Source organism: Bifidobacterium magnum (assembly GCF_000741255.1).
GTDB lineage: Bacteria > Actinomycetota > Actinomycetes > Actinomycetales > Bifidobacteriaceae > Bifidobacterium > Bifidobacterium magnum.
In genome coordinates this window covers 319,634-343,017 of the sequence record NZ_JGZB01000004.1, presented here as the reverse complement: position 1 = coordinate 343,017, position 23,384 = coordinate 319,634, and the positions used below count along the sequence as shown (strand labels likewise).

The 23,384-nt window shown below is 37.3% G+C and carries 19 protein-coding genes; 4 read left to right on the top strand and 15 right to left on the bottom strand.

Annotated features, from left to right (window positions below):
• Positions 1-57: 57 nt before the first annotated feature.
• The 9 genes from BMAGN_RS08125 to BMAGN_RS04960 all read right to left on the bottom strand — a co-directional run bounded on the left by BMAGN_RS08125 (position 58) and on the right by BMAGN_RS04960 (position 10,220).
• Complete coding sequence (locus BMAGN_RS08125; RefSeq protein WP_081640912.1) at positions 58-1,512, bottom strand: sugar nucleotide-binding protein; 1,455 nt, start codon at positions 1,510-1,512, stop codon at positions 58-60.
• Between the two features lie 94 nt (positions 1,513-1,606).
• Positions 1,607-2,623 carry a dTDP-glucose 4,6-dehydratase gene (rfbB, locus tag BMAGN_RS08120; protein WP_026502079.1) on the bottom strand — a complete coding sequence of 339 codons (1,017 nt, stop codon included), beginning with the start codon at positions 2,621-2,623 and terminating at the stop codon, positions 1,607-1,609.
• Between the two features lie 62 nt (positions 2,624-2,685).
• Positions 2,686-3,618 (bottom strand): glycosyltransferase family 2 protein, encoded by a 933-nt coding sequence (locus BMAGN_RS04985; RefSeq protein WP_022860068.1) that lies wholly within the window; start codon positions 3,616-3,618, stop codon positions 2,686-2,688.
• An 89-nt stretch (positions 3,619-3,707) separates the two neighbouring features.
• Positions 3,708-4,148: a hypothetical protein gene (locus tag BMAGN_RS08300; RefSeq protein ID WP_156095735.1), complete on the bottom strand. Its 441-nt coding sequence runs from the start codon at positions 4,146-4,148 to the stop codon at positions 3,708-3,710.
• Positions 4,149-4,918: 770 nt separating this feature from the next.
• Positions 4,919-6,064: an acyltransferase family protein gene (locus tag BMAGN_RS08115; protein WP_274518198.1), complete on the bottom strand. Its 1,146-nt coding sequence runs from the start codon at positions 6,062-6,064 to the stop codon at positions 4,919-4,921.
• Between the two features lie 103 nt (positions 6,065-6,167).
• Positions 6,168-7,163, bottom strand: a complete 996-nt coding sequence (locus tag BMAGN_RS08110) for a glycosyltransferase family 2 protein (RefSeq protein WP_160257203.1) — start codon at positions 7,161-7,163, stop codon at positions 6,168-6,170.
• A 414-nt stretch (positions 7,164-7,577) separates the two neighbouring features.
• Positions 7,578-7,997 (bottom strand): glycosyltransferase family 2 protein, encoded by a 420-nt coding sequence (locus BMAGN_RS08105; protein WP_081931556.1) that lies wholly within the window; start codon positions 7,995-7,997, stop codon positions 7,578-7,580.
• Between the two features lie 35 nt (positions 7,998-8,032).
• Positions 8,033-8,902 carry a glycosyltransferase family 2 protein gene (locus tag BMAGN_RS08100; RefSeq protein ID WP_081640909.1) on the bottom strand — a complete coding sequence of 290 codons (870 nt, stop codon included), beginning with the start codon at positions 8,900-8,902 and terminating at the stop codon, positions 8,033-8,035.
• A gap of 73 nt (positions 8,903-8,975) precedes the next feature.
• Positions 8,976-10,220, bottom strand: a complete 1,245-nt coding sequence (locus BMAGN_RS04960) for a nucleotide sugar dehydrogenase (RefSeq protein WP_022860063.1) — start codon at positions 10,218-10,220, stop codon at positions 8,976-8,978.
• A 164-nt stretch (positions 10,221-10,384) separates the two neighbouring features.
• Here BMAGN_RS04960 and BMAGN_RS08095 point away from each other — a divergent pair, with 164 nt between their 5' ends.
• The gene (locus BMAGN_RS08095) at positions 10,385-11,836 is read left to right on the top strand and encodes a flippase (protein WP_081640908.1); all 1,452 of its coding nucleotides are present in this window, start codon (positions 10,385-10,387) and stop codon (positions 11,834-11,836) included.
• A 124-nt stretch (positions 11,837-11,960) separates the two neighbouring features.
• On the opposite strand, the gene BMAGN_RS08295 is transcribed toward BMAGN_RS08095, so the two are convergent.
• Together BMAGN_RS08295 and BMAGN_RS04955 are read right to left on the bottom strand one after the other, a co-directional pair.
• On the bottom strand, positions 11,961-12,719 hold the full coding sequence (locus tag BMAGN_RS08295) for a 7-cyano-7-deazaguanine synthase (protein ID WP_152593244.1): 759 nt from the start codon (positions 12,717-12,719) through the stop codon (positions 11,961-11,963).
• 37 nt (positions 12,720-12,756) lie between these two features.
• Complete coding sequence (locus BMAGN_RS04955; protein WP_162176174.1) at positions 12,757-13,539, bottom strand: ATP-grasp fold amidoligase family protein; 783 nt, start codon at positions 13,537-13,539, stop codon at positions 12,757-12,759.
• An 827-nt stretch (positions 13,540-14,366) separates the two neighbouring features.
• Here BMAGN_RS04955 and BMAGN_RS08750 point away from each other — a divergent pair.
• Complete coding sequence (locus BMAGN_RS08750; RefSeq protein WP_420796435.1) at positions 14,367-15,182, top strand: acyltransferase family protein; 816 nt, start codon at positions 14,367-14,369, stop codon at positions 15,180-15,182.
• Between the two features lie 725 nt (positions 15,183-15,907).
• Positions 15,908-16,726: a hypothetical protein gene (locus tag BMAGN_RS04945; protein WP_022860061.1), complete on the top strand. Its 819-nt coding sequence runs from the start codon at positions 15,908-15,910 to the stop codon at positions 16,724-16,726.
• Positions 16,727-16,947: 221 nt separating this feature from the next.
• Here the strand turns inward: BMAGN_RS04945 and BMAGN_RS04940 are convergent, their stop codons facing one another.
• Positions 16,948-17,397, bottom strand: a complete 450-nt coding sequence (locus tag BMAGN_RS04940; RefSeq protein WP_034250358.1) for a Panacea domain-containing protein — start codon at positions 17,395-17,397, stop codon at positions 16,948-16,950.
• A 42-nt stretch (positions 17,398-17,439) separates the two neighbouring features.
• Here BMAGN_RS04940 and BMAGN_RS08090 point away from each other — a divergent pair, with 42 nt between their 5' ends.
• The gene (locus BMAGN_RS08090) at positions 17,440-18,513 is read left to right on the top strand and encodes a nucleotidyltransferase family protein (RefSeq protein ID WP_081640943.1); all 1,074 of its coding nucleotides are present in this window, start codon (positions 17,440-17,442) and stop codon (positions 18,511-18,513) included.
• 667 nt (positions 18,514-19,180) lie between these two features.
• On the opposite strand, the gene BMAGN_RS08290 is transcribed toward BMAGN_RS08090, so the two are convergent.
• The 3 genes from BMAGN_RS08290 to BMAGN_RS04925 form a co-directional block, all read right to left on the bottom strand.
• Positions 19,181-19,621 (bottom strand): hypothetical protein, encoded by a 441-nt coding sequence (locus tag BMAGN_RS08290; RefSeq protein ID WP_162176173.1) that lies wholly within the window; start codon positions 19,619-19,621, stop codon positions 19,181-19,183.
• Between the two features lie 4 nt (positions 19,622-19,625).
• Positions 19,626-20,099, bottom strand: coding sequence for a hypothetical protein (locus tag BMAGN_RS08285; RefSeq protein ID WP_156095729.1), 474 nt, complete (start codon positions 20,097-20,099; stop codon positions 19,626-19,628).
• A gap of 1,530 nt (positions 20,100-21,629) precedes the next feature.
• A complete protein-coding gene (locus BMAGN_RS04925) occupies positions 21,630-23,006 on the bottom strand; it encodes an ApeA N-terminal domain 1-containing protein (protein ID WP_152593296.1) in 1,377 nt (458 codons plus the stop codon).
• Positions 23,007-23,384 lie beyond the last annotated feature (378 nt).

Here is a 23,384-nt window from a genome sequence, read left to right as displayed (position 1 = left end):
TAATATCCTTACTCTCACAAATTAATTCTTATAAAATAATAATAAAATGATTTATTTTCACCTTATAGTAATTAATTCTTTTTCAATATAGGTATGAAGATCTCGCTCCCAATCAGATGGCATAAAACCTGTCTCCTCAATCCTGGCAAGATTTAAATCGCTATTCACTGGACGCGGACTAATCGGATTTGTAGCATGTGCAAAGTATTCAGCAGTAGAGATTGGTTTTACTGCTTCGCCATTGCCATTCGTTTGATTAAATACGTCTCGGGCAATATCTGCCCAGCTCTTCACTTCACCAGAGCCAGTGAGATTGTATGTTCCATATGGCACATGAGAATCAAGCATATAGAAAATAGCTCGAGCCATATCATCAGTAAACGTGAGACGCCCAAATTGATCATTAACCACAGTTACTTCGTTAAGATTATCTTCCGGATCCGTAACACGGTTAGACAGATTCATCATGGTCTTAACAAAGTTATGGCCATTTCCAATAACCCAGCTTGAGCGAAGAATGTAATGTTCTGGAGCATTAGCTACTGCAATATCACCGGCAGCCTTAGTCTGACCATATACACCAAGCGGAGAGAACTCCTCTTCCTCAGTGTGCTCCTTCTGAGTACCGTCGAATACATAATCAGAGCTAATATGAACGAGTGTAATGTGATGCTGAGCTGCTACACGAGCCAGTAGCGCAGGGCCTTGAGCATTGGCTTTCCACGCAATCTTACGGCCTTCTTCAGTTTCAGCCTTATCAACTGCAGTAAATGCACCCGCATTAATAATGGTGCCATAAAGGCTCCAGTCAAACTTTTCATATGCTGCAGGATTTGAGAAATCAAACTCATCAATATCCGTGAATTCAAAGCCTTGCAAATCATGCTCTTCAACATATGCGCGAATCGAATGGCCAAGTTGGCCATTGCATCCAGTTACCAAAGTACGCTTTGGTTCCATTGGCTTAGCGTCTTTCAGCATGGGATGATGCAAATCCGCTTCACTCAATTCACATTCGCTTAACGGAATTGGCCATTGAATATTAAGTTCTGGATCAGCAAGATTCACAAATGTATAGTTCTTCTTCTGGTCTAGTGACCAATGAGCATTGACTAAATACGTATAGGCAGTACCATCTTCAAGCGCTTGGAAGCTATTGCCTACTCCACGAGGCACGAAAATAGCCTTTGAAGGATCCAGATGGGTGGTAAATACTTGGCCGAAAGTCTTACCTGGGCGTAGATCAACCCAAGCTCCAAAGATTTCACCGGTTGCTAGAGAAATAAACTTATCCCATGGCTCTGCATGGATACCACGAGTCACACCCTTGGTAGCATTGAAGCTAATATTATTTTGGACAGGACCGAAATCAGGCAGTCCTAAATCCATCATTTTTGCACGCTGCCAGTTCTCTTTGAACCAACCACGATTATCGCCATGTACCGGCAAATCAAAAACAACTAATCCCGGAATATTAGTCTCATGAGCAACGAGTTCTTTTTCAAATTCCACGGTAAATACGCTCTCTTTATAAGAGGTCTGCTATTCCAAGGATTTATTAGCAATAACAGACCATCATCAGATCAATCTATTAAAGTCGGTCTTCTCACTGGCCTTGGGCTTTATAACGAGCCTCAGTCGCAGCCTTCGCAGGTTCCCACCATTGCGGATTATCTACATACCATTGAATCGTTTGACGCAAACCGGATTCGAAGTCAGTATGCGTTGGACGCCAACCCAATTCAGTTTGAAGCTTTGTAGAATCAATGGCATAACGGCGATCATGACCAGGACGATCTTTTACCCAATCAAACGCATCCTCCGGTTGTCCCATAACACGCAAAATGTCTTGCAAAACAGTCAAATTATTACGCTCACCATTAGCACCGATTAGATAAGTCTCACCAATCTTGCCACGAGTCAGAATGGTCCAAACTGCAGAAGAATGGTCCTCCGTATGGATCCAGTCTCGAACATTCTTGCCATTGCCGTACAGCTTTGGACGGATGCCTTCAATAATGTTCGTAATCTGACGAGGAATAAACTTCTCTACGTGCTGGTACGGACCGTAATTATTGCTGCAGTTAGAAATGGTCATGCGCAAACCATACGTACGGAACCATGCGCGAACCAGCATATCCGAGCTAGCTTTAGTAGAGGAATAAGGGCTAGACGGATGATACGGAGTTTCTTCAGTGAACTTGTTTGGATCATCAAGAGCAAGGTCACCATAGACCTCATCCGTACTTACATGATGGTAACGAACATCATATTTACGAGCAGCTTCAATAAGACGGAATGTTCCTTCTACATTCGTCTTAAGAAATGGCTCTGGATCTGCAATGCTGTTATCATTATGCGATTCCGCCGCATAATGCACTATTGCATCATGCCCAGGAACAATTTCATCAAGCAAAGCAGCATCACAGATATCGCCATGAACAAACTCGACCTGGTCACCGAGCAGCGGACGAATATTCTCTAAATTCCCCGCATACGTAAGCTTATCTAAAACTGTTACATGCGTTTCAGGATGGTTCTTAACAATGTAATGAACGAAGTTAGAACCAATAAAGCCACAGCCACCTGTAACGATTATATTTTTAGGCATAAATAATTCCATTGTTAAGACCCTTGGATAATTCTTTGTAGACCTATCTTAAATAGTATCCATAATAGTATAAATTAAAGAATGAAAATAAAAAATATTTGTCCTAGTAGCCTACTCAGATTCCCCTTGAAGATTTTATATTTGAAAAGGGTTAAGACCCGACATAGCCTATTCCTTTCTGGAATGGAAACATATTCTTCAAGCATCGATATCTGTTCGGCAGTCATCCGTTCGTGGAAGTTATCCAATAAAATTTTTGCTTGAGAGATAGATCCTTCAATAGATCTACGGTTATCTTTTAATAAAAGTGATATTATGTTGTACTTTGATGCACCTACTGAGTTATCACCGTGTTGCCTATATAAGTTATATGGCTTTCTAACATACTCTATACATCCACAGGTAGAGGCTACAAGAGCGAGCATCCAATCATGCATTACAATTCTCTTTGGATCAATACGCCCCCTAACTAATTGTATTAAGGCTTGATTGACCATCATAGCGCACCCAGTTACAACATTTTGTGCCAGCAACTGATTAAGATCCGTCTGCGCATAATCAATTTTCATATAGTCGTAGTATGAAGGAGATATTTCATTAAGCGACTCATCAGTTACTATTAAATCCGAATAAAGAAGAAGTGGTTTATCGCTATTATTTTCTTGGGCCTTCGCAATGAAAGAAGAGATCTTATCTGGCAGCCATACATCATCTTGATCACAAAAGAAAACAAATTTATTCTTAGCATATTTCAACATAGAAATAAAATTGCTACAGGCCGACCCGAATTTTTTACCGGATGATACTATTACTATTCGATCGTCATCCTCAGAATATTTTTTTATTATATTGAGAGTATCATCTGATGAGCAGTCATCACTAATTAATAGTCGCCAGTTCTTATAATCTTGCCTCTGAATAGATTGTATTTGCGCGGCTATATAGTCTGCGCCATTATAAGAGGCCAATAGAATATCAACAGTGTCCCCATACATAAAGTTATCCACTTAGCTATTCTCATTTCATAATCTAATTTGTACGCTACTAAGACGAAGACATTAGAGTAGGATCTGGAACGTTTTCTGTTGATGTCTGCTCACAACAATTCTTGTCCCACTATTTCAACTCGCACCTTACCAGCATTCAATCGCCTCCTTATAAGCATAGATAAAATGACTAAGAAATAAATATCTAACGATAAAGCGGCAGTTCTCAAAGGATTAAAAAAGAGAGTTGCCATTGTTAGGAATGAAAGTACTGCATCGCATAATGGGAGAATAACCCCTTGTCTCTTAATAAAAGTTCTAACTAGCAAGAAAATTAAAAATTCTCCTATAAAGAATACATACATCCCTATAATGCCATCAGCACAGGCAGAGCTTATAAACCCAGTCGATGCATTTAGATATTCACGAATATATACAGCATTTATAACTGTTCCAGAACTACCAAACATCTGTGGAATGAACTCATAGAATACTGAAGCTAGGGAATTTGCTGAATTTCCTAATACAATATTGAAATTAAGGTTTGCCAAAGGGCTCGTTACATAAGTATATGCCCACATAAATAGTTTTGGCAATATTTCAGGATATTTATTATATAATCCTATCCTCTGTATATAAGAGCTATCATTCCAGCTATATCCTGAACGGATATTCCCTAGCACACCAATAAAAAGTAAAACTCCTATAGCAAAAACAAAACTTAATAAAAGTACTCTTACAGAGGCACCCTTGCTTGTTTTTTTTAAAGAATAAGAATAATAATATAAAAATCAATAACAAAAATGTGCAGTATCCCCTGCTATTATTAAATATAAACAATATAAAAATTGTTAGAAATTCAATAAACAACCTTAGTTGTCTATTGGAAAAATAAAGATATATAAGATAAAAACCATAGAATAAAGTAAATGATATCAGAAAAACATGAAATCCTGGGATTCCTACCGATACTTTAGTTTGCTGATCTCCTACTTGAAAACCAGAATAACTTTGTGTAACAGGTACTGCTCCCTGATAAGCCCAATCTAGAAAAAATCCAAGCGCAATCAAAATTGTTACGACTGGGTTATGTTTTCTTGTGAGTACTATACGCGTTTTAATTGTAGGACTACTTAGAATTCCTAAAATTAAAGAAATTGTACACGTAACGAAAAAGAACCACAAAAGCGGCGCAGTCATTGTCTGATTTAGAGCGGACCAATGTAATGAATAAAGCACTAGGACAAGTACCCACGTAGCAAAGTACCAGTTTCCGAATTTTAACATATACTAGCCTACCTAGAAATAAAAATTAAGGCAATCAATTATTTTGAATATATCCAGATTCGTAGTGATTATCGAAAACCTCTAGAATTTTTTTACGCCACACTAAAATTAATCTTGAATTAAGTAGCTTTTCTAACATCTTAACCTTATTATCTAAACCGAGTAAATGGAAGATAAATTGTCTTAATAAATCTAGCAAAGATGCAATAATAAACGTAATAACTATCGCGGCAATGGAATAGATTACCGCAAAACGAGAATTATATATCGTACCAATATTAAACATATGCGCAAATAACTGCACCGACAGTGGATATTCTGTCGCCATATAAACACCAAGAGTTGTCGAAGCCAGCAAATTAATAAAACTGTTATGGAATTCGAAAGTTGTAGCTAGTTGCACCATTCCAAATCCTATAAGAACCACAGGAAGCTTTGCACCAATCTCGTATATATTTTGTAGTGCCTTAAATATAGAATCTCCGGTCAGTGAATATAACATACCACCAGAAACATCCACCAAAATAATCAATGAAAAGCCGATAGCAATCATACTACATGCAATTTTATTGGAGATTTTATTCATATACCATCGATAGTAGGATATTAAGATAAATAGATAAATAAATTCTCCAATATTATTTGAGGGGAAACCAAATAGATTTTTAGGAAATAATCCATATATCATTCCCCATACTACAAACAGAATAGAACATAATGCTAAATGCATTTTTTGTCCTATTTTTCTTAATCCTGTTAATAGGAATGGAAGTATAAGCAAAAAAAGTATATAGCTAGTTATATACCACCATACGCCCGTTATAATAGGGAAAAGGGATTTAATAATTACTGCACCCGATACCTCAAGTTGTGTATTTCCAGGATAAAAGCAATCAAAGATTGTATAACCACATAAAAGCGTAATTCCATAGAAAATTCCCTCTCGCTCTAATTTCCACGCCCGTTTAATAGACGTTCGAACGCTAGGATTCCTATCCATGCATAAAAACCAAGCAGATATTCCAAAAAATATAACAACTCCGATTTTCCTCAACGATGCCAAGAAAACATAAGCCATTTGTTTTAGCGAAGGATCTTGTTCTAGTGGGTTAAAAGGATTATGAAGGATATGATGATGCGCAATAATCATCAACATCGCAACAACTCTTAATAATTCTATACTTGAGTTATCGTTTTCTTAAATTTTTATTCTGTCGAATTTTTTCTTCAACCGGCATAAGAATCCTTTTATAAAATATAAGCAATTACTAATTGCTTTGTCCTTACCTCATCAGTAGGGTAATTAAGGAGAACAACTTAATCTTAAATAATAAGATTTTTATATTTTCTTTAAACCTGAGAATATTCCTAATATGAGCATTTTTCCTTGCCCATATAAACATCCCGTTATTAAAGCATAACCGTAAAATTCTAGTCCGATTTTCCCAAGTAGGATCTTTACAAGAACGAATACTCGCCTGAATAGCTAGATTCAATATGAAAATCGCAAAATCGTTATTAACCAGACTTGAATCAAGGGGAGATATGTCTTTATTTACGGCATTAATAAATTGGTTATAGTCTGCCAATAATTTTGGATTATATCTGTGACTATGAGATCCTTCTATTACATTGTATGTGTACACTGTTTTCTTTAGATAGCCTATACAATGCGATGCTAAGAGACAGCGAATATTAAATTCAATATCTTGAGATCTCGGTAAATTGGTATTAAAAAGCAGATTATTTTGCTTCAAAAATTGAGAATTGTAAGCCTTCGCCCAAACCGACCCTGATAATCGCAAGGTGTCATGTCCTCTATTAAAACCTTGACCTTCCAAGCAACAAGATACCAATGGAATTAGGTCTTTGGGTGCATAATATAAGGATCTATCACTATTAAGTGCATCACAACGATAATTTGTATCCGCACTTTTTATTATTGAATTAGCAAAAATAATTTCTGCATCTTCATGTTGCGTGAGAAAATTATGAAAATCTCGCAGTGCTGATTTTTGAAGATAATCGTCCGCATCAACAAAGAGAATATACTCGCCGTTGGATTCGCGCAAACCATGATTTCTCGCTGCGGAAGGTCCAGCGTTTGCTTGGCAAATATATTTAATACGTTGGTCATTCTCTGCTATTTTTCGACAAATATTTCCTGTCGAATCTGTACTTCCATCATCTACAATGATAATCTCAAAATCTGCATAATCTTGATTTTGAACTGAGCTAATAGTGTCCTGAATCTGCTGCTCACAATTAAATGCTGTCACAATTACAGAAAATTCCATTTTATCTCTCTCTTAAATAATTATTTATTCTTCAAAAAACGGTATTTTTTCCATAACTGGATTTTCCAATATAAAATTTGTATCTCGCAAAATAACCGCTCTTTAATATTCTTAGAATAATAAACTCGATTATCCCGCGAGGAAAGTTCGAGTCGTTTATATTGTCGTTCCTTATCAAAAATATCTTTTGAATAATTTTGCGAAAGGACGATATCTTGCATAATTGATATCTTCATGTGATTCTTGCGTGCGGAATCCATGAAAGCATGATCCACCATATCCACTTTTAAGCGCTCATCATATGAAATAGAGCTAAATATCGAACGCCTTATAATCATGCCTGAATTGATGGCGCTAATGTTCTCTGAATTAATTTGCGAGAGATCTTTAATAGATTTAAAATGCAACCCATTTTTTTTTGCAAGGACTTAGAGTACCATGCAGTGATTGCACGATGGGAAGATATATATCAGAAGAAGGGTGAGATAGTATAAAATCAGTTGATAACTGGAAGAAATCTTCAGGCAATGGAGTATCATCATCGAGAATTACTATGAAGTCAGATGTCGATTCTGATACGGCTCTATTATAAGCTTTAGATAGACCCACGTTCCCATGCATTTGTATATATTTAATTTTTACCTTAGATTCAGAGGTCTCTACATTATCCCTAATAATGCCAGCATCTGTACTGTTATCACAAATAATAATACGATTAATATAATCACTTTTTTGTAAAAGAGCGAGTGAAGGAATATCTTTTATCTCATGGTTATAAACCACTATTACAGCATCATATATTTTAGAACTATTCATCGCTATTTATTTCCTATCTGACATTTTGTCTTATATTATCCGTTCCTTCTCCCTAATCTATTCCCCATAAATCGGAAGCCACATTCACCGATAAAACGCACTGCCTCTATAGGATGGCCTTCTTTTAGAAGATTACCAACAACATATTTAACCAATGAAAATCCTTGGCCTGTCTCTGAAGTATTCATGAGCAGTTCTTTATGGCGTTCGATTTCCATTCCTACCACGTAATTTCTACGATACTGCTGCATATATGTGAAATTGTGAGAATGAAATACTTCAGCATCTCCTTCATAGGCGACTGCATAGCCTTCTTTCAAAAACTTCGCCGCAATAAACATATCCTCATTAGTCAGAACATCTCGTTCAAAACCGCCTACAGCTAGATACGCAGACCTTCTGTATGCAGAACAAGTATCACTTGCAAAAAATGCATCCATCCCTAATCGCTCAATGTCAGCAAAAGTAGTCACTCGGGAATTCGGTGTATATCTTTTCAACCGCACAAGCCGTTCAGAAGGCCTAGCATCGTCTCGAGGGTATTGACGTCCTGTTACCATCGCCACTTTGGTATTCCTGAATGGTTTTAGCATATTTTCAACATAGTGATCTGACTTTGGAAGAGCATCTTGTGTTAGGAAAAAGACGAAATCTCCCTTTGATTTACGTAAAGCCCAATCCCTAGTTCCACCGTGATTAAAGTCTTTGCGATCAATTTTCAGCACTGAAACATTGGGATAGTTTTGCGCAATCTCACGAGTTTTATCTGTAGAATCTGAATCAATAACGATTATCTCTGATAATTCAATCGACTGGGATTGTAATGATTCAAGTTGCTTCTCAATATACTTTTCTGCGTTAAGGGTTGGAATAATAATAGAAATATTATTAAAAGAATCCGTCATAACATATCCTTATAAGAAAACGAGGAGTTCACGGTATGTATGGCCGTATAGCTCCTCGTCAGCAATAAATCTTCTAGTCTCGCTTAAACAGATCCCTTGTAAAGACCTTATCTTCTACATCTGCAAGATCATTATTCCAGCGGTTAGCAACAATCACGTTCACGTTCTTCTTGAAGTCTTCAAGATCATGCGTCACTGGGCTTCCAAAGAACTCTTTCTCATCTAATGTTGGTTCATATACAATAACCGGAATGCCATTAGCCTTAATGCGCTTCATAATGCCCTGGATAGAGGACTGACGGAAGTTATCCGAACCACTCTTCATAGTCAAGCGGTAAATGCCAACTGTTGGGTGATCTTCATTAGCAATACGGTCAACAATCTGCTCAGCAATAAAGTCTTTACGAGTACGATTAGACTCTACAATTGCCTCAATAAGATTCTGCGGTACATCAGCATAGTTAGCAAGCAGCTGCTTCGTATCCTTAGGCAAGCAATAACCACCATAACCGAAGGATGGATTGTTATAATGTCCACCAATACGTGGATCAAGGCAAACACCACGAATAATCTCAGAAGCATCAAGATTACGAGATTCTGCATACGTATCAAGCTCATTGAAATAAGCCACACGTAGCGCAAGGAACGTATTAGCAAACAGCTTGATTGCCTCTGCCTCAGTCAGACCGCAAATCAGCTCCGGGATTCCAGTACTACCATCAGGATTCACACGATCATGTTCTGCAGGATCAGCACCCTGAGCAAGCAAATGAGCAAAAGTACGAGCAGCCTCTACCGCTTCCTCATCATTCATCGGCGCACCAACAACAATACGAGATGGATGCAGATTATCGTACAGTGCTTTACCTTCACGGAGGAATTCAGGAGAGAAAATAATACGATCGTCATTCAGTTTGGCACGCAAACGTTCCGTATAGCCAACTGGAATCGTGGACTTAATAACGATCCAAGCAGTAGGGCTATATTCACGAATAGCAGCAATAGCAGCCTCGACACTAGAAGTATCGAAATAATTCTTCTTCGGGTCATAGTTAGTCGGCGTTGCCACTACAGCAAAGTCGGCACCAGTATATGCTTGAGCTGGATCAATAGTAGCCTGGAAATTAAGATCCATGGTCCCATCGCGCTTACCGTCTAGAAACCGAGTGATCTCTGCATCTACAATCGGACTGACATTATTGTTCAACAGCTCAACTTTTTCAGGAACAATATCTAAAGCATGCACTTCATTATGCTGCGACAATAACAATGCAACAGACAAACCTACATAGCCAGTACCGGCAACCGCAATCTTCATAAAAAAACTCTTCCATCTAAAATTTATAATATCTAAAAAATAATTATAAAACTCACCCTGCTAATATAAGGAAGATACCCTTATAAAGAAAAGATTTTCCAGAACTTCCCCTAAGATATTCACTTGTCATACGGAGTTTATTGGATTGCGTTTGTGGAGTAGGGATGAAACATAAGGAAATACAACAGCCAAAAATCCGATCCGTAAAATTCAATGTCGTTATGAATATGATATTAACGACCTCATCATTTCTATTCCCTTTAATCACTGTTCCATATGTATCCCGAGTACTTGGACCATCGGGAATGGGTATTGTCTCATGGGTACAAACGCTTATCACATATTTCTCGCTCATTGCAATGCTAGGTATGACATCGTATGGGACACGAGCTTGTGCCGAGGTACGTGATGATAGAGAGAAACTTAGCCAAGTAACTCAAGAATTAATTCTTATTCTTGTAATTTCCACAACAATTACCTATTGCATATATCTTGTAGCAATTTTCCTAATTCCAAAAACACGAAATAACCTACTACTTGCATTTATTTTCAGCCTTGGCATCTGGCTTACATCATGTGGATGCAATTGGTTCTATCAAGCTATTGAGCAATACGGATATATCACTGTACGAAACATTGCATCGAAATTTGTTGGACTACTTTTAATGTTCATCCTTGTTCGTACGGTACACGATTACGTCTGGTATGCTGTCACCATTGTCGTAGGAAGTTACGGATCGAATATATTCAACTTAATAAGGTTACATAAATTCGTAGATTTTAAACGACACCGAAAATATAATTTGAGACGGCATTTCAAACCTATGGTGTCTTTTACCATCTCAAGTATTTCCGCAGGAATGTATGCTCAAATAGACATGTTATTATCAGGCTTTTTCTTATCTAATACCCTTGTAGGCGTCTACCAAATGGTGGTGAAAATAAAATCTATTTGTAGTTCCGCGGTCAATTCAGTAGGAGCAGTGATGCTCCCACGCTTAACTTATTATGAAGCAAAACAAGGTCATGAAAAAACTCGTCAGCTAATTGGCAAAAATATCAATTTTATTATGATTCTTAGCCTAGGCATGATGATTATACTTTGTATCTGTGGCGATTCAATTATTCAAATCCTAGGTGGTTCTCAATACCTCAATGGTGTAGTCCCCCTTGCATTAACATCCCCTGTTCTACTATTCTCCGCCACGAATGGCATGTTAACGCAATATCTTAATGCCACTAAACGAGAAAAAGAGAGTGCATCAGTTAATCTTTTTGGACTTATTGTAGGAGTGATTTTCGGTTGTATTTTAATTCCAAAATATAATATTATTGGTGCTGCACTAAGCGTCCTTCTTTGTGAGGGATGTGCTCTAATCGTTAGAGTTTACCTACTCCGAGATTTTATAAGGACTTTACGAGGTCAAACAGATATCTGGAAAATTGTTATTGCTGCAATATTTGCTGGAGTAGCAGTAGGAATCTGCAAACAGCTTTCACCTGCAAATCCCCTTATTCTGTTGATTATCTGTGGCACAGTCCTTGTTATAGTTTATTTACTAGCCCTACTAATATTGAAGGAAAAGTTTATTCGCCAAATACTCCATAAACAATGATATGCGGGTAAATATTTATATGCATCTGCTTCTAAATACTTGTGTGGAGAGTAGAATATCAGGCCTCTCCACACTGATAGATCCAGTATCCTTTGATTGGTTTTGTATGAAAATAAACAGTCAACTAGCGAATAATAGCTTTGACTAAATTTTTAATACCTCGTATGCCTTTCTTGATATGATACCTTCTCAGTCCACCTCTAGTAAACCGCTCAGTTAATCCTTCTTCGATAGTGTAGGTACATGGATTGCATTTTCCACACGGTTCTCCATTAATAGGTGAGTAGCAGAACCATGTTAAATTCATTACATCTTCATAATGATGCGTCCTATACCACTCTCGCATTTGAATCTTAGTTATCATGGCTAATGGCAAATGATAATTCCTGAAGAGAGTATTAAGATCTTCTGGCGACTTATCTTGGTCGAGTATATAATTCGTACCAATTGTAGGGATCTCTATCTTCTTGATCGCACCATATTTATTAATTAATTCTATAGCCTTATCATCATGATGAATCGAAAGTTCAATACCCTTATGTTCTGTTGCAAACCGACCAAGCCAGTCATACTGAGAGCCAAAGAAATCCGTTGCACGAGTTCGTTTATATGCAGCACTAATCAAGTTATCCTGCACTCGTTCTGCTTTACTAATAATTATAAGAGGGCGGAAAACCGCTTTTGTTGCTGACCGAGTACAAAGATTCTTAGTTATTTGTTTAATTGCATTTAGTTCATTTGGCTCAGACTGACGATTATCTGAAAGATAATAAGGCTGGATTACTACTGGTAATAACGAAAGTTCCGTTACTCGAAACGTTGAATCAAAACCACCGGTCCATAAGATCTCAACCACAGGAAAATTATTTACTTTATTGTTCATGCCATACACCCTAAATCCTGTATAGTGTCAAATATAATTAATATTCTACCGGTAGAATTATTCTTGAGCCAAGCCACCTGTCATATTTTTCATCCTCAAATTTAAAGATCCCGGCAGCAGGAGTAAAAGTCATTTCACCAAAATAAAGCTTATTATTTGTTTCATACCAATCTACGCGAACAAATGAGAATTCCTCAGCGAGCTTGGCCGAATAATCAAGCATCTCTTGAAGGAAATGTGGACGCGGACAATCGAAAGTTCGCGGCTGATCATTCCTATGTAGATCTACCGGTTCCCAGTTCTCGTCATAATATGCGACTTTAAGACGTCCACTAGAACGATCACGCATTACTTCAATGATATCTGGACCATTATTGAAGTGAAATACCTTGTAATCAATCAGATCGCCAGATTCAAAGCCATCTAAATATGGCTCGGCAAAAACTCGTGGATGATTATATTGATAGTGCATTTCAAATGCTTCATACGAGAAATCTAAGGAAAGCCAGAACTTTAGCTTTTCAATTATCTCTTTCCGATTAATCCTGCTCTTATCGGTAACAATAATATTGAAACCGGAACCGTGTGATGCCTTTAAAGCGAACTTCTCAGGAAGAGCATCAAAATCAATATCTTCGGGATTATCCCAAATTCCGAGTACAGGGAGAAGAACCTGATCCCCTACCCTCTCCTCAACATAATCTCGTACTAATAATTTATCGGAAAGTTGACCTTTTAGTGGGGTGGAGTCATTCAACTTCATCCACTGAATTTTTTCATTAAAAGACTGCGGATCCTCCAAATTAAGATCCTGATGCATCGCCCTTCTAAACCATATTTTTAAAGCCATCTCAGGTTTTACATTCCACAAGATTTTATTCGCTTGATAACGTGCTTGTTTTTTTTATACGCTGATAATCCATTAGCTCTCCTCCAATACCCAATTCAGAATACTCCCATGTATCTCATTAAAAGAGTGTAATATTAGCTATTTATATCTGAAAATTAGTTTAAACGCTCTTTTTGAGAGTAAATATTTCATTAAATACAATACGTAAGTGATTATTTTAATGTGGCATTTATTCAGAGCTTTATATTATAAATATAACTAATTAGAATCAGGCGTGTTAAATAAACACTAGACAAGACTTTGTTTTACTAAATAAATCGGCTCAAGTTATCCTTCTGGAATATATAATTTATGGAAGTAAATATAATTTTACTATGAAAGTAAATCAATTAAAATCCATAAAACAATTACTCTAAGCAAAAATTGTCAGACGCTAGTATATTACAATTTATTATCAATAGTATTTTTTTTGGATTTCGCTATCCTGCTACTTAACTAATTCAGTGAATAATAATAAACAATGCAACTAGTAATCATACTGAATGTACATTGATACTAGATAACCACACTCTAATACAGAGCTTAATCTATATAAATCTTTCAAGGAGCATATGATTACAAGATACTGCCTCTATTGAATACACTACTCAGGTGGTGTATGCCTAATATAACTAAAGAGATTAACCATACGGAATTTATTATGATAGAGAAGATTTTTACCAGTAAGAGAGAATCTACAATTGAAATATTGAGAATACTCTCCATGCTAATGATTTTGATTCAGCATATCGTTGTAAATAATCGCGATTTTTTATACACTCAAGAAATATCGATTAAAAAAAATTGCATTCTTATTCCCAGGATCTTTCGGTAATATAGGCGTTGGTATTTTCTTCATCATTACTGCATGGTTCCTTAGTATGGATAATACTTCCTCGCTAAAGAAAAGCTTTTCTCGAATATGGACATTAGAACGAGAAGTGCTCTTTTATAGTCTATTTCTTTGCATTATATCTTTTATTTTTTTGCGAAGCGATCTTAGTCCAGCGACTATATTCAAGTCAATTCTTCCTACAATGTCAGGCTTGTGGTGGTACATCACAGCATATGTAATTACTCTTATTTTTATGCCATTTTTAACAAAGGCGTTAAAACTATTAGGACGAGATATGCATAGGAAGCTTTGCATAACAATATTAATTATGTGGGGCTTATGTTATGGAGTGGCGCCATTTTTAGGCTTATGGGGTCGGTTAGGTCTTAATGCCGTCGAACTTATCTTCCTTTATATCTTAATTTCCTATTACCGTTGGTATATAAATTCTTGGACCCGAAAGACCGGGTGGACGCTATTTGCTATCGGTGTTATATGGATATTTGCCGTTATGATAATCGCCTGTATTCTGACAGATGTTACAGGACATGTGCTTTTTATGAATGTTTACCATAGCTATACACGTACATTCACATTGCCATCTCTACTAGTTGAATTCGGATTAATTCTTGTCTGCACGAATCCTAAAAGGGAGCATCATAGCCGTATAGTGAATGCAATAGCTGGGTCCGCATTAAGCGCTTATTTAGTCACTGAGTATCCTGCGACTAGAACTTAGCTTTGGCATTTCCTTGATTTACATAAGTTTTATAATGAAAGCTGCGCTTGGTTCTATGCCATCGCATGTATCCTAGTGGTCTTTATTGGCTGTATTGTATTTGATCTTATTCGTCGTCTTCTTTTTGGTTTAACGATAGATAAGAATCTACATACATCATTTGAAAAAGTATGGTGTAAAATCAGTCAGCTATGTCGTCAGCCACAGGGGTCGCACAAGGCCCACTAAATTCTGAGTATTTCCGAGGCTTGCTAATTACTTCTTTGTGGGTCTCGGAAAATATTTTCTGATTACTTGGAGTCGTTGTCTGTCTGAGCCAAAACCTTCGCAAATGGCATTATCTTTTGCCGTTGCCTCCACACCTCATTGAATAGGTAATGGAAAACAGACCAACGTAAAATATTAGTTCCATAAGTGACCGTATGAATTATCCATTGTGTTTATTTTGACTAATTGGAAATGAACACTCTAGATCATGCTCGTTACTAGTATATATCCCTATGTCTCTTGTCACTGATTAGAACGCAAGTACATACATAAATATCTTTAATATGCAAAATATTGCCATTATTGACTGATTCAAAGTAGTACTTGACTGCATTAACTAGTAAAGCACGAGTATATAAATCAAATTTTGTTGATACTGTTTAGATAATTAATTTTCCCATTGCAATCCTGTATTCTTAATAAATCACATAGCCTATTCACCGTTGAAAGAGCCGTATATGGTTGATGTCAATTTCTCAGAGAATCCAGAAAAGCAAACTTCTGCATCTCTCATAAAGAAAATCGACATTTCTGAAACTATTCTGAAAGCATGTCAAGTTCCTGGAGTGAAAATTAATCGCGCTAGCTTCCTCCGAGGGGCATTTCGTAACCATTTTGATGAAGAAACTATTGAACGTGCTATAGAGTCGACACCAGCTAAAGCTGGAATTCATGTTGATGAGTTAGATCCCATTGCAAAAGGCGCAATTAATTACGAAGCTCTAAAGACCATATCACTCTCAGCCGCAGCAGGCATTCCCGGAGGGTTAGCCATGATTGGCACAGTCCCAGGAGACGTCTTACAGTATTTTGCTCATGTCCTTCGTATTGTTCAGAAACTAGCCTATCTTTATGGTTGGCCGGATTTCTTTGAACTCAATGAGGACAGAATCGAATTCAATGAAGATAAAATTGACGATGCCACAAAGAATGAAATCATACTTTTCCTCGGTGTAATGTTCAGTACTGTTGGAGCAGAAAACGGCCTTGCTAAAGTTGCAGAGATGCTTGCCAAAAATGCGGCAAAGAAACTGCCGCAGCAAGCATTAACCAAAGGCGTGGTCTATCCGATTGTTAAGAAGGTGGCCGGAATGCTTGGCAAGCAAATGACGAAACAAATTTTTGCTCGTAGTGTCTCTAAGGCGATTCCATTAATCGGCGCTGCAGTTTCCGGAGGTATGACAGCAGCAACTTATACGCCTATGAGTTACAAACTTAAGAACTACTTAGCGGAATTGAAGATTGCAACGCAAGTAGATGAATCATGGCCAAGGTGAAGCTTGTGAAGGAGAATCATAATAATGCAAGTATCCTATTAATAAGAGTCAAGAATATATAAATATCTTATGAGGTAAGATATCATCACCTTTAAAAGTAATATTCCATGAATCTTTTTTAATGGCAACCCATATTTTTCTGCCTACACAAGGCACTTTCAATAACTATATTTCCTAGTATTTTGGGCCTCCATCGAATAGAGACCCAAAATACTAAAAAACTAAACAATAATCTTATTTACCTTGTAGTATTCACAGATATCTTGTTTAGGAATGACTATATTACAAGAATCATAGGGGCTGAGTCCTTTACGCGCATCTTTCCACGGATTCTCCATATGTATGCGCTCACTCAGCTCGTTTCCTGTCAAATCACCTAGATATTTACAAATCCTTTCAATAGTTGTCTTCTCAACTCCATTTAGACGAGTAATATCCGGTTCACCTGCAAGTTCCCCATCATGAATTAGAAACATACCACGATGTCTATTAAAAAGTTCCGGAGCCACAGGCCCATTCTTCCAAGCTTCAAAATTCTCATCGAACAGAGGGGTTTCGTACAGACTTAGGTAAAGAGCTTGCGAATAATAAGTAAGCTTCTGCAGCTTCATTGTAGTCATAGTAGAACGTTGCTTAAGAATATATGCAGCGACATCAATAATCCTAGCCATATACCTCACCACCTTCCAGTAAAATGAGTATATTATTGTCTCATGACCCAGACATATGATTTATCTCACCCGCTTAGTCGAACACAGGCAAATAAAATCGGAAAGCTTCTTAAAGAGGTAAATCAAGGGGATGTGGCCTATTCCGAAATACGAGAGCAAGTAAGTCAATGGAGAGCCCAGCATACATATTCCACTGAATGTTGCTTTAAGCAGCTCATAGATTGTTCTCAGAGTATACACGGCGCTGTTGCTTCGTATCGTCTTAAACGATTGGTTTCCATAGAGAAAAAGATATGCCGTCCTCATACAAATCTCCGTCTAGGAGAGCTAGATGATATAGGTGGATGCCGTCTCATAGTGCCAAAAGTAGAAGATGTCTTTAATATCGCACATAAGCTAAAGGAAAGGCTAACTTTTAAGAACGGCAAAAGTATAAAGGATTATATACATAAACCACCTCAAAGTGGATATCGATCTCTTCATCTACTTGCCCGCATGCCGGATAGTACTGGTAAATCTTATAGGGTCGAAATCCAGTTAAGGACGCAATTAGAGCATCTATGGTCTACTGCAATAGAAGCAGTTGGAGAAATATATGGAACTGAATATAAAAGCCCAGAAACTCTTATAAATGCTGCAGGAAAAGACCAAGAACGTCTCCGATTCTTTCTTATTATTTCTGATCTCTTTGCATTAGAAGAAGGAACCCCGCGATGCTTAGCAGAATACGCTACATATGACGATCTTATTTTTGCACTACGTAATATAAATTGTTTAAACCGTCTTATTGATGACTTAGAAGCCGCATCTGAAGGAGTATGGGACATCTTCGAATCAGATAGCCAGAAAGAACTCCATTTATTAGAGTTTAACCGCGATCAGCAAACTCTTGAAATTCGTTCCTATACTATGAAAGATGTCGGAGTAGCACTTGATGAGTACAAGCAAATGGAGAACCAGATAATTAGTCCTAAATCCACTGCAGGAATCTCTCCAGAATCACAATTGAATACGGTACTGGCATTTGCTCATTCTAATGAAGAACTACAGCTGGCCTATCCAAATTATTCTGCTAACGTTCGAAAATTCTTAGATAAGATTAAAACTTATCTATAACAAAAGATTCTTATACCTTACAGAATTAAGAAATTTCTATATATCTATTTATGAAACTCTTAATAGATAATTAGGTAAAGAAGGCAAGTGGGTTCAAAGCCCGCATCTATATATCTCAGTATTTTCTATAGAGAACAGAATGCTGATGTCTCCTCTATTGCATATTTATGAGGCAAAGGGACAATATATCTAACCGTTCTTAATATAAATACGTATTAAATGAGATCCCTACCCTTTGTTATAGAAGAGCAATACTGCCTTCAACCAATATCTAATTCTAATAAATTCCCCTATTATGCCTACACACGCAAATATAGAAAGAAAAAGACATACTCTTCGTGTAGGGGAAACTGGTGCCAGTAATGGAACAAGCGCATATATAATTAAGTACGAGATTATTCCTATCCAATTCTTCGATAATGTGGTTCCATATCGTTTTCGAGCTTCTTTACAAAGAGGATGATCGGACTGATAAAGCATTGAACATATAAAAGTCGCTGCTGCCATGACTAGGCCCGACAAAGTAGATAAACCTATAAGGAAATCTATCGTTATTAAGTAATGTAGTCGATCTAATGGTATAAAAGATATTAGACCGATAGCTATCAGACCAGAAATAAATAAATCAATTCCGGGATTTTCCACCAACCCATTCCTAATAGTGATTTTAGGCATAGTTGTGTTCATATCGTACCGAGAGAGAATATAGATCTTCTCTCTTATTATTACAAGTATCTACTAGACAATTAATCAATTCAGAAAATTGCAGACTCTGATCAGGCGGAACATTTATCTCAGCCCTCTCTACTACATCATGCTCTACCAGATTAAGTTCTAGAAGTGCTGTATTTAGATCCTCACCACGAATTTTTAGCTTCTCTGAGGAATCTTGAATGTTCGGTATAAAACTTTCAACAACTCTTTTGAGTCGCTGTGGAATATTTGAATCGCCATTTTTAGCCGTTAAATGTAATTCAATATTTATATCACCGGACAACTCTTTAGTAAGTTTCTGAACAAAATCATCTATAGTACTTGCAGATACTCCATCGAAAAGCGATCTATTCGCCGTAGAAAAACTTGCTTCAAAATGGTTGACTGACTGCATCTCATTAAAAAAAGCGATCAATACTATCAGTCGTAGTTACTGCTCGTAATATCCAAGCGAAGGCATCTCCTCCACTCCAAAAATAATTGAGACAAGCCTCTATCGGCTTAATAGTACGACGTTTGGCTGAACTACTGATATATGCTACTAGCGAGTGTTCAGGGAAGAATGCAACAACCGAGGAATTCGCTAGTTCTTGTTCATCAGAATTTATTGTGTAATCTTCGATTTTCTTTGTCTTAGAATTTTTAATTTGAATAAACGCAGGATCAAATGCATCTAGGACCGTTAAAATTGGATAGTCCTTATCAAGAATCGCATCATAATGTATACTGCCATGGTCTTTTTCTTCCCATGTCTTTCGAGATAATTCATGGAGTCGAGAATCCCAATCAATATCTGTTGCGAGTTCTTCTTCACCATTGGAAAACAGTCGCTTAATCCAATAGAAAGATACAGTTCGATTTGCTGTAGCCAAAGGACCTCCATAAATCGCTATATAAGCATGAATATTTCCATACCACTAAGTCTTTAACAAGTATCTACAGCGATCCCATGGATCTTTAAAATATTCAAGATATTTGTTGAAGTCTACAAAGTAAATAATTAAATCTCTTACATATATTCTAACTACTTCTCATCATGGAAAATAAAAACTCCCCCTCATAGCGGTTAGTATCCCTATAACCTTATCTTGGAGGGTATAAGGGTTACTATCTTTATGTTACCAACTACTTACCCGCTCATATGACAGTTACAATCAATGCCTAAAATAAGCCAATACTATTAACAATTCTCATAAACTCATTCTCCTGATACAGCTATCCAAAAATACTTCTGTATGGCACTAATGAGTAATGATAGTTAGAGCTTATATAGTTATGTGCTTTCATCGCATTAACAAAAATTAAATGCCATAAAGGCCAGGAATATGGCAGTTCACTAATTAAGACTTAAATGATGCAGATGGAATTACTCTTCTAAGAGGTATGCACCAAGCATCTGGTAGCTATCCTATAAAGACTCACATATCTTTAATACTTTGGACTCGACCAAATCAATTACTAAGCATCGTACTCAATTATATGTTTATTGCTAGTTGGTCTCTGTGCAATATATCGAGATTCTTTACAAATAGAGCTACCTACCCTAGCATTTTTACTAAGCAATAACTATGTACACAGCTGTATGCATAAGCTACTTTTCTACTTCATATGGTGACCGTGGAATAAGGGTAAGATGCCACGTAAATCCACCCTCGGTAGGTTGGGCCATCGCTATAAGGGGATTCAATTAATTTGATGAATCGGAAGAGGCCACTGGTGGGTCGTCGCATTTTAATATGCATTTCTTCCTTTGATAGATTATATGGCCAGTTTGGGAATAATCGGAGCATGCCAACCAGATGGAAGAAGAAGATGTAGCTTCTAGAAATGAGCCATATAAATATGCCGCGCTGAGTTGAGGTAATGACTTGACTCCATCATTTTGCCTTTTCGATGTAAAGGGCAATAGGGGGCGCCATCTAGGCATCGCCCCCATATCTAATTAGTCATTTGGTAGAGATTATTTTCCCGGTGACGTACTGGACTAGGAGCCGACCATGAAGAATGTGCTTAGTCTTGCAATAGTTCCGAGAATTATTTTCTTACCCACTATTATCCTTCTGTGTTATAGAAGTGATAAGCATAGGCAAAAGAAAACATTTCATTCACTACGAAAGCAGATGACATTACATAGGAAAGATATAAAAATAACAATGATGATTCCTTTCCTTATAGGCCGGCCATCTCTCTACCGCCATTGCCTATTTACTGGTAATAAGACCAAAACGGACTTCTACGAAGAAACAAAATCATCACTCAAATAAACGTAAATAGAAGTAAAACTTGGTATGCCATCTGCAATCTGCAGGTGACATACCTTCTTTCTTTGAGAACTTAAGCACTAGTATCTGTTAAGAATGGATCCCTTTAGAAAGATCTACGCTCCTTATAAAACAAGTATTCTAAAAGTCTCTTTTATGAATACGTCCTTCCTCTGCCATCTTAACTATGCTGCCTAAATTATCTTGAGGAATACGCTGTTTCATCGAATCTAAATTAGCACCTAACTGTAGGCCTAGCCATACTCTCATTAACAGAATTGCCTGATAAGTAGCATGAATAAAACTAACTGGATCAACGCCCTCTCGATCAGGATGCTTATTACCTTTATAAGCATTATTGAAGTATTTCGGAAAGTCCCTTGGCTGTAGAAAGTCAATTTCCCCAGCCTTCTGTACTTCAGCAAGGATTACCTTGACACCTTCCACAAATGTAACTTGGCCGTTCTTCTTTAGATTGCCATACTCAGCTTTCTTTGCAGTGTTAACCAAATACCAGCCAAGCGATTCAAGGGAATTTCCTACGAGCCAGTTTTGTTCTTGTGCCGTTATTCGGAATAGCTCTCGTGAGAGCCTATCGAGGAATCCAATCATTCTTGCACAGTCTTTATCATGACAAAGCTCTAGCCATATATGCAGCCAATCTTCATCTAAGTCTTCCATCGAGAATAAAAACCCACTCGGTATATTTCTCATCTTTGGCTTAACCGTATCTACTACAGACCACGCTGGATGCCAATGAATCGACGATGTACCGCTCTCAATAGAGGTCCGCTCAACATCTCTAGCAACCTCCATCATATTAAATGTGCTAGCGAACCATCCTGAGATTGATACCAGTTTTTTTATTGCTCTATGAACTGATAAAAGCTCGCGCCAAGCATGTTGATCCCTTTCCCATGTTTCGATATAGGCCTTCTCTCGTATCTGGATATGTAGCGAATCACTGGCCCATTGTTGGGATATATCTCTCACCTTCGATAGCAATATTTTCCGTTCTGAGTCTAGAATCTTTTCTGCTGTATCGCGCTCCTTCAGAGAAATATCGGTAAGAGGCTGATGGCGCCTTTCCTGCTGGAGCAGAAGCGCATTGCTCCACTCTGCAAGCCCACTAAAGGAAGTACGCATACATGATACTGATTCAAACGATAAGGAATCCGTATTCTGTACAGCATAAGAAGCGTACAAATTCATCTCACCCATGGTTTCATTGCCATGAAATGCTCCGTGCTGATAATCATAGTCGCACTCTAGCAATACATAAGATTTATTCAGACTACGGAATTGTATATTCCTAGATAGAGTTGCATCATCCTTAACATCATGCTCAGATCGTTTCCAAGCATTATAAGAAGCCTCTCCGTGAAATAGTACCTTTAATTGGCAACCATACTCGGTCTTCTGTAGTAGTGCGGGAAACTCTGGAGATATCCCATTCAGTGATGCCCATCCATGTATAGATACTTCTGGAAAGAAATTATTTAAATTCTCTTGTTGCATATAGCGGTAATCCTTCAAAATAAGTTCTTGTATGAAAATTTTCCTCTGACTCTTCCTCGAAAATATGAAACAAATAAGTACAGAGAATGAACAGCAGTGTTATTCCATATCCACATTGAAATTGAAGATTTTAGTAGATCCTATTGCTTGTACGGACGATATCTCGTCAAAGTGACATCTAACACTCAATGGCCAACTATGGAGAAAAGAACCTTTATAAGATTTACCCATATTTAATAAGGCTAATGAGAAAATATCTTCGTCACAACCCATACGATTCCAGCAATCATAAGCAAATACACTGCCACTCTAAACAAGAATCGCAACAATACAATCGCCACCACAACGATCAGAATCGTAACAATAATTCTGCTAATC